The sequence below is a fragment of the Bradyrhizobium sp. Cp5.3 genome (assembly GCF_000426265.1).
GTDB classification, from domain to species: Bacteria; Pseudomonadota; Alphaproteobacteria; order Rhizobiales; family Xanthobacteraceae; genus Bradyrhizobium; species Bradyrhizobium neotropicale.
Genome location: NZ_AUFA01000093.1, coordinates 1 through 7,795, shown reverse-complemented (window position 1 = coordinate 7,795; position 7,795 = coordinate 1). Strand labels below are relative to the sequence as shown.

The following is a 7,795-nucleotide window of genomic DNA, read 5'->3' as shown; positions in this document are numbered from 1 at the left end:
AGCGGCGGGCCCTACCATTTTTTTGACAGCAGCTCGCGAAGGGCCGCCGCATCGAGCATTTGCTCGGCCAGAAGCTTCTTCAGCTTCGCATTCTCCTCCTCCAGCGCCTTCAGCCGCTTGGCCTCGGAAACGTCCATGCCGCCGAACCTGGCCTTCCAGTTGTAGATTGTTGCCTCGGAGATCCCATGCTTGCGAGCCAAGTCCGCCGTCTTCGCCCCAGCCTCATGCTCCTTCAACACAGCGATAATCTGCTCTTCCGTGAACCTTGCTCGCTTCATCTGTCCGTCCTTCTTCAGGCCGGACTCTAACTCCATCTGGAGGAAATACGCAGTGGCAGGTCACCGCACCAGAGCCTCCTCCTCCTCCAGGAGTACCTGGCGCTCCACCTCGACCACCAATCCCACCTACCAGCCCGCCCCCTTGGCCCGCAGTGCCGCCGTCTCCTCCAGGACCGGGTCCGTCGTGGCAATCAAACGGACCAGTTGCGCCTTCTTTTCCATTTCCTGCATGGCTCTTCCGCATATTTGGTGCAAGACACGGAAGGTGCGAATTAGGCCATAAGGTCATATTCGCAGTCGACGCCCGTGATTTGCCCTTGTTCCGTGCCTTCCGTTCGCTGGTCTCCCCCGAGCTCACCAGTCTCCACAGCTCCTGTGGCACGCTGGATCTGGGCCAGTACCATGCAGCGAATTGTCGCGCCTTGTTAGCATGCGTGCCGCATTCGCGTGGCCGGACATCGAACGAGCCTGCAATCGGTTGGCGTGTCTCGAAAGCGCGTCTCCGCGCTTGGAAAACGAGCCGCTCGACCTTGCGAACCAGCCAAGACGTTGTGGCAGGTCAGTTGTGAACGAAAAAAGTAGAACACTAGTGATAAGTCACCGCCCTGAAACCAAAGCACCCCCAAAAGCACATTAAGAGCAAGCGCGCGACTCAACCATGAAGATCAATTCGAAGGTGTGTTTGCTACAGGCAGCCAACATATCAAACTTGCCAAAGTACCGACGTCTCCAAAAGTCCTGCCCCTTTTGCTCCGAAAGAGGTCGGTTCGGGAATAACCAGACATTTCTCAGTGTTGCCGGTAGAACTGTCGTTACATTCCAAATCGCAGTACTTTGCCAGGACCTCGTAATGGTTGCACTCGCGGGAGTATGGCGGATGTAGTCGGCGCGAAGAGCAGGGACGCGTACGACCCCAATCCCGAGGAGGCTCACACCATGCAGATTTCTGTTTTCAGTTGTTACGTTAGGGTGGGTGAGTAGCGCGGCTGCAGCGCCAAGCCGATCGGAAAGTGGCGTTGAGTAAACAAAAACTAAAAAGACGTGGCTGATTGTTTTACATTAAATCAGAACCTGGTTTTATTTGAACAGCAAGCGTCTACAACAGACAATATACCGCGGCGCTTCTTTTTTAGAAGGTGCCGCCATGAAATTAAGCCAAAAACAGGAAAGGTAATTCAACAAAACAACACAAAAGCCCATGATCCCTACGAAACATGAACTTCTGGCAAGGTAGACCAGGTCACAGCATTGGCGCGGCGCGTCCCGCAGCGCGGGTCTCCCTAAGATGGCACTCCCCAGCTGCTGCCGAGCATTGCCGGCATTCCTTGTGGCCTCCCACCTGCACCGCCTGAGCCTCCACTTGAACTACCTGGCTTTCCTTTCTTCTCAGGCATTCGGACCGCATTCCAGAACATCACGCGTCCATACGCCAACACATCAATCGGACCCTGCTTGGTACGAACCCACACTGCGTTTCGTCCGTCGTAGACGAACCGATCGGTGCGGGGAACTGCCACGAAACGTTGAACGTCGACCGTACGGACGTCCTGATCGCGGTCGCGGTAGGGTCGCACTATGTCCTCAACATTGGTGGCGAAACGATAGGGTGGAATTTCCGTCGCCAGCACAACATCGCCGAAGTGAGAAGGAATGTGCGAGAGCGTCTGATTCTCAAAACAGTTCCTCGCAGCCGTAACCGGCATATAGACGTACAATACATCGGGATGAGCACTCTGGATGTACTCAATGTAGCCATCCAACGGATGGTTCACGCATGCCCTCATTGCAAACTCCTGGTAATCCTTCTCAGGAGACCCAAGAAGTCGTTCAAGTTCGCGGGCGCCAAAGACCCACGCCCGTTGGCCTGTCAGAACATAAGGGACGAATATCCGATATCGAGCTAACACCTCCCTGAGACAGCCCTGTAGTTGATCTGGATGCTCCACCTGAACTAAACTGCTGCCGCCGAACTCAAGGCGATTATATGGGAGGCAGTTGTTGGCCATAACGAAAGGGGCATGTGTAGGAAAGGACGGGCTATAGAGGAAGTTTGTTAGCGTGTGTGATTGTTGACGCAAACGATAGCGGGTTTAAATATGAAAACTTGGGTTTAACGGTAAGTGCGCCTCACTGCTTACGAACGTGGATTCTTTCGACTGCCGCGTAAGGCGCCCTTTGAGGATTGCGACGAGTTATTCTCTTCGAGACAGCAAGACTGACAATGACAAAGCCCAAGGCTGACAATGACAAAGCCCAAGGCTGACAATGACAAAGCCCAGTGCATGGCGAGCGCAGTTCGATAGTGAGGTACTGACATCGCTCTCCGCGAATTGCGGAAATCGGTACCCGCAAATGGGGCAAAACCTGCATCCTCATAGTGGCGGCCAGATCTTCGCGCCTCGAAGCAGTGCTCGGTCAGCTCGCACTGCCCAGTGAGCGTCGCTGCGAGAGAGACCTCGCCGATCAGCACTCGTCGCTCATCGAAGCCGACTAACGACCCGATCCAACGGTTTCGCACGGACGTCGCCGATGTGCCCGCACTTGCCCGCGCGCTGTCGTGGATCTCACGACGCTTGCCGCCGTGGTACCGTCAAGAGAGGTGCACTCTCTAACGTACGCATACGACGAAGACCGCCTGATTGACGCATGCGCGCGGGCACGGCGAGCTCTATGATAGCGTTGCGTGAAGGTCAGGCGGCCTGCTGATCGGCGGGCTTGTCGGCTTGGCGCAGGAGCTTCCATTCCCAGGGCAGCAGCTCGTGCAGACGCGATGCGGGAAGATCGGCGATACGGGCGAGGACGTCGGCGAGCCAGGCCTTGGGATCGACGTCGTTGAGGCGACAGGTTGTGATCATCGTCAGCATGATGGCGGCACGGTCGGCGCCACGCTGGCTGCCGGCGAAGGTCCAGTTGCGCCTTCCCAAGGCGATGCCTCTCAATGCGCGCTCGGCACAATTGTTGGTCAAGCAGATCCTGCCATCGTCGAGGAAGCGGGCGAAGTCGTCCCAGCGCCGGAGCATGTAGTTGATCGGCTTCAGGACCTCGGAGGAGCGCGAGAGGGTTTCGCGCTCACGCAGCAACCAGGCGTGCATGTCCTCGAGAAGCGGCTTGCTCTTCTCCTGGCGCATGGCGCGCCGCTCGTCGGCGCCGCGGCCGTTGATGGCGCGCTCGATCTCGAACAACGCATCGAGGCGTCTGACCGCCTCCAGCGCGATCGGAGAGACCGGTTTGCCTTTCTTACCTTCCCGAGCATTTTTCTCGATGTCAGCCAGCTCGAAGAAGCCCCGCCGCGCATGGGCAAAGCAAAACGCCGGCGTAATCGGCCGCGCCTTCTTCTGCGGGTCGAACAGCGGCTCGAAGCCGTTGTAGCAATCGGCTTGCAGGATACCGGCGAAGGCGGCCAGATGCTTCTGGGGATGCTCGCCTCGTCGGTCGCTTGAGGCGTAATAGACCGCCGCCGGCGGCGCAGGGCCGGCGAAGGGCCGGTCATCCCGCACATAAGTCCAGATCCGGCCGGTCGTGCACTTGCCCTTCGCCAGGATACGGATGGTGGTATCGTCGCCATGAAGGCGCTCGGCAGCGAGCACATGGCGTTCGATCAAGTGGAAGAGCGGCATGACGGCAAAGGTCCCGTGGCCGACTTGGTCGGCCAGCGTCGACAACGGCAGGTCGATCCCCTCGCACTTGAAGCGCGCACCCTGGCGGTTGAGCGGGATATGCATGCCGAACTTGTCGAACAGGATCGTCGCCAGCAATTGTGGGCCAATGAAGCCACGCGGCGTGGCATGGAACGGCGCGGGTGGCTGGCTGATCTTCTCGCAATCGCGGCAGGTGAACTTCTCGCGTACCGTCTCGATCAGCTTGAACCTGCGCGGGATCTCCTCCAGCGTTTTGGTCACATCCTCACCGATCTTCGCCAGCCGCGATCCACCGCAGCAGGCGCAGGTCGTTGGAGCCTCAATGACGACGCGCTCGCGTTCGATGTCGTCCGGCCATGGCTTGCGCACCGGCCGCTTGCGCATGAAGGGGCGGACGTTCTGCGTCTTCGCCGCTGCGGCCTGCGCGGCAAGCTCATCCTCGCTCGCCGTGGTGACGAGTTCTTCGAGCTCCAACTCCAACTGCTCGAGCAGCCGTGCCGTGCGCTCGGAGCGCTGCCCGTACAGTTCGCGTTTGAGCTTCTCGATTCGCAGTTCGAGATGCGCGATTAGCGCCTCGTTGTCCGACAGCTCCGCCCGCGCACTGGCAGCCACCGCCTCGGCTCGCAGCCGCGCCTCACGCTCGGCCTGCAGCGCCGCCAGGGCACTGACAAGGTCCGATGGAAGATCGTCCGGCTTCGATATCATGGAGCCATTGAATCAGATCAAGCAGCAGATTCATACCGTAAAACGACTATCCGACCCGCGTCGGACGCTGGGTTTCTTGAGGGTTGCGCCAATCGATCCCGGACAACAGATAGCTCAACTGCGCCGGCGAGATCGTTACCGATTCACCGGCAACCGATGGCCAGATGAACCTTCCTCTCTCGAGTCGTTTGGTAAACAGGCATGCTCCCTGGCCATCGTGCCAAATCACCTTCACAAGATCGCTACAGCTCGTTTCATTGTGCGTCCCTTTGTCAGATTCCAGGCAGGCGAATCAACCTATCGTACTGATAATCAATGTAGTTTTTTGGTCGGCGTTCGATCACGCGCTGCACCGCTATGCGTACTGCCTCCGAGCTCAACGCCTCGGCAGGAACCAACCATTGCGAGCCCTTGATTGCTTGTGTTGCCGGCAAGATGCCCTTCAGTACCAGGGTCTTTGCGGATCCGACGCAAATTCCAAAGTGTGCTGCGGCCTTCGCGAGGCTGATCATTTTTCCATCCGATGATGCGGGATCGTATTCTGGCAAGCCTAAGCGTTCGCGCATTTCCCGCACGCGAACAGTCGTCCAGGTTTCGCCGTCGCCGGTCTTGCAGCGCATTCGATTGAGCGACACGGCGAGCTCTCGATCAGGCCAACGACCAGCAAGTTTGCGAAGTGCGTCAACGGCCGTAGGTGCCATATCTCCCGGATACCGCCCCGTCTTAACGCGAGCAACACGAACCTCGGTGTGCCGGCCGCCGGTCCAGTGGACAAGCAGAACCGCCTCATTGGTGTTTTCGTCGAGATCGCAAACAATTTCTCGGACTACGATGTGAACTAGCCGCTGCTTGGTGCGTGTGTCGGTGGACGGTGCATTCCAGACTCGCGGCAGATCGTGCGCAAGTTGCAGAAGCAGGGCGCGGTCGATCTTGGGGGTTTCCGCTGATGCGGCGCGCTGCTCCTTGATCCGACCCTCAAGCTCGGCAACCCGCTCCAATGCGCCATTCCAGCGTGCCTCGAGTTCACGGGCAACGTGGCGCTTCGCCGGATCCACAAGTTCGTATCGGCGTGCGGCAAGAGACGCGTCGTAGCTTGCTACTTCAAGCTCCCGTTCGACGGCCGCGATGATCTCTTGTCTTGAACGCTCAGCCTGATCGGACGCCAATATCGCTGCTTCAACAGCCCGATCGGAGATCGCCTCAAGGATTTGCAGCGCGACCGCACGATCGACGCGCACTCCGCCGATGCCGATACATAGGCCTGCGCCAACATGAGCGTCATCGCCGCGGCATTGATAACGATGGGCATTCCCCTTGGCCTGGCCATAGAACACACGCATCATTCGCCCGCAACGTCCGCATCGCATCAAGCCAGTCAGGAGTGCGCGTCCCCCTCGCGCCGATTTACGCGAGCAATTATTCTTCATGTGCGCGTTTTCCAGCAGCAGCTTCTGATTGTCTTCATACTCCTGCCAACCAATATAGCCGGGATGATTGTCGCGCAGGAGCACATTCCATTCCTCCCGCGGCTTTTTGAACCCGCTGACCTTGCGGGCGCGACCGTCCACGATCCGTGTCTTCTGGGCGATTCGACCAAACGCATAGGCGCCAGCATAGAGCGGATTGTGCAGGATCTGCATCACCGTGTGATAGGCCGGCGCCTTCCAGCTGAGCTGGTAGATTTGAACATTTCTCAGGACCACAGGCATTTTGATGTCGGCCGCGCGCAGCCAAAGAAAGACCTGCCGGGCGCTGCCGAGCTCGCGGAACTTCGTAAAGACGAGACGGACTACTCCCGCCACATGTTCGTCGGGATCGATTTCGATCTTGCCAAGCTCATTCCAACAAAATCCGGGTGGAAGCATGAAGCGATACTCGCCGCGCTGGGCCTTAGAGTCTCGAGCGGCGATTCCCCGTTGGCGAAGCAGGCTCAGCTCATACTCCGACATCGTTCCCTTCAGTCCGAGCAGCAGGCGATCGTTGACGAGCCGCGGATCATAGGCGCCGTCGGGATCGATCACCAACGCGCCAGCGAGCGCGCAGAGATCGATCAAGTGATGCCAGTCGCGTCCATTGCGCGCCAGCCGCGACGCCTCGATGCAATAGACCATTGCCACAAGCCGCTCAAAGCCAGGCCGCTGAGTGCTGCCAGAACCGGAGCGACCCAAATCGTCGTCAATTACCGTCACCGACCTAAATCCGACTGTTTCCGCTGCGTGCGCCAGGTCATATTGCCGCCGCTGGCTTTCGAGATTCCCCGTGACTTGGGACATTGTCGATTGGCGAACATAGACGACGGCGGCGCGACTGAGGTGATCAGGCGTGATCTTGATGCTCATGGTCACCTCCCGTCATCTGAGCGGTCTCGATGCCTGCCGCTTCCAGCAGGAGGTCGGCGAGCGCCTGGATCAGACCTTTGGGATTGCTGCCCAGCGAGTCCTGGGAAGTCCGGCGTCCCAGATCCAGACCCAGCTGCATCGGTTCGCGATATCGGCTTTTTCTCCGCACGTCCCTTCTCCCTCTTCATTGAAGGACGGGATCGTGCGCCCGACGCCTGAGTCGCGCCGAGAAGCTTCAGAACAGCAGCAAATTCGTTCAGCCCCTCAATACTGACCTGCGGCGGTCCAAACGCCATGCCGGCACAGTAGCTTTCGTCGAGCATCCAATTGGGAACCTCGCGGCTAAACCCACGCCGCTCCTCTGTGTAGATGCATTTCAAATCCTTGCCGCGTCGGAACGGTGCGACCTGAAGCGTTCGTCCAAAAAGGGGATGCCACGGATATGCAATTGTCGCGCTTCGAAGACTGTATGCAGAATGTCGCGTGTTGGCTGTGACCTGCCACCGAAGTTTCATCCAGCGGCGGTTAGAGTCTCGGGGTTTTCTACGCCATGCGGCGCGGGTGGAGCAACGGGCGATCGGCGGAGCTGGTCGGGGTTGCGCAGCCGAGCGCCCGTTGCGGTGAGTGTGGCGGCGTAGGCCGCAGGTGTGAGGTATTCCAGCGAAGAATGCGGGCGCTGGTCGTTGTAGTCGGCGACCCATGCAGCGATCTTGGTGCGTGCGTCGTCGAGATCGAAGAACAGCGTCTCGTTCAAGAACTCATCACGCATCCGGCCGTTGAAGCTCTCGACGAAGGCGTTCTGGATCGGCTTGCCGGGGGCTATGAAGTGCCAGTC

At 58.8% G+C, this 7,795-nt stretch carries 6 protein-coding genes and 1 pseudogene; all 7 read right to left on the bottom strand.

The features are described from left to right. Nucleotides 1-17: 17 nt before the first annotated feature. Nucleotides 18-278: pseudogene (locus tag K289_RS0139840) on the bottom strand (transposase); the annotation flags it as partial. 1,280 nt (nt 279-1,558) lie between these two features. Further along, nucleotides 1,559-2,284 (bottom strand): RolB family protein, encoded by a 726-nt coding sequence (locus K289_RS49910; protein WP_084788945.1) that lies wholly within the window; start codon nt 2,282-2,284, stop codon nt 1,559-1,561. A gap of 684 nt (nt 2,285-2,968) precedes the next feature. Further along, on the bottom strand, nt 2,969-4,621 hold the full coding sequence (locus K289_RS0139815) for an IS66 family transposase (RefSeq protein WP_027556426.1): 1,653 nt from the start codon (nt 4,619-4,621) through the stop codon (nt 2,969-2,971). Nucleotides 4,622-4,667: 46 nt separating this feature from the next. After that, nucleotides 4,668-4,856: an IS66 family insertion sequence element accessory protein TnpB gene (gene tnpB, locus K289_RS49905; RefSeq protein WP_198024884.1), complete on the bottom strand. Its 189-nt coding sequence runs from the start codon at nt 4,854-4,856 to the stop codon at nt 4,668-4,670. A gap of 37 nt (nt 4,857-4,893) precedes the next feature. After that, on the bottom strand, nt 4,894-6,960 hold the full coding sequence (locus K289_RS0139810; protein ID WP_027556425.1) for a recombinase family protein: 2,067 nt from the start codon (nt 6,958-6,960) through the stop codon (nt 4,894-4,896). After that, nucleotides 6,938-7,129, bottom strand: coding sequence for a hypothetical protein (locus K289_RS51260; RefSeq protein WP_027556424.1), 192 nt, complete (start codon nt 7,127-7,129; stop codon nt 6,938-6,940). The genes K289_RS0139810 and K289_RS51260 overlap by 23 nt, the downstream gene beginning before the upstream one ends. Nucleotides 7,130-7,471: 342 nt before the next feature. Beyond that, nucleotides 7,472-7,795 (bottom strand): integrase core domain-containing protein (locus tag K289_RS47090; protein ID WP_027556423.1); only part of this gene is annotated, 324 nt, incomplete at its 5' end.

What these genes read in the sequence shown, in the direction of transcription:
- K289_RS49910 (WP_084788945.1), bottom strand. Translation starts at nt 2,284, where the DNA reads ATGGCCAACAACTGCCTCCCATATAATCGCCTTGAGTTCGGCGGCAGC.
- K289_RS0139810 (WP_027556425.1), bottom strand. Translation starts at nt 6,960, where the DNA reads ATGAGCATCAAGATCACGCCTGATCACCTCAGTCGCGCCGCCGTCGTC.
- K289_RS0139815 (WP_027556426.1), bottom strand. Translation starts at nt 4,621, where the DNA reads ATGATATCGAAGCCGGACGATCTTCCATCGGACCTTGTCAGTGCCCTG.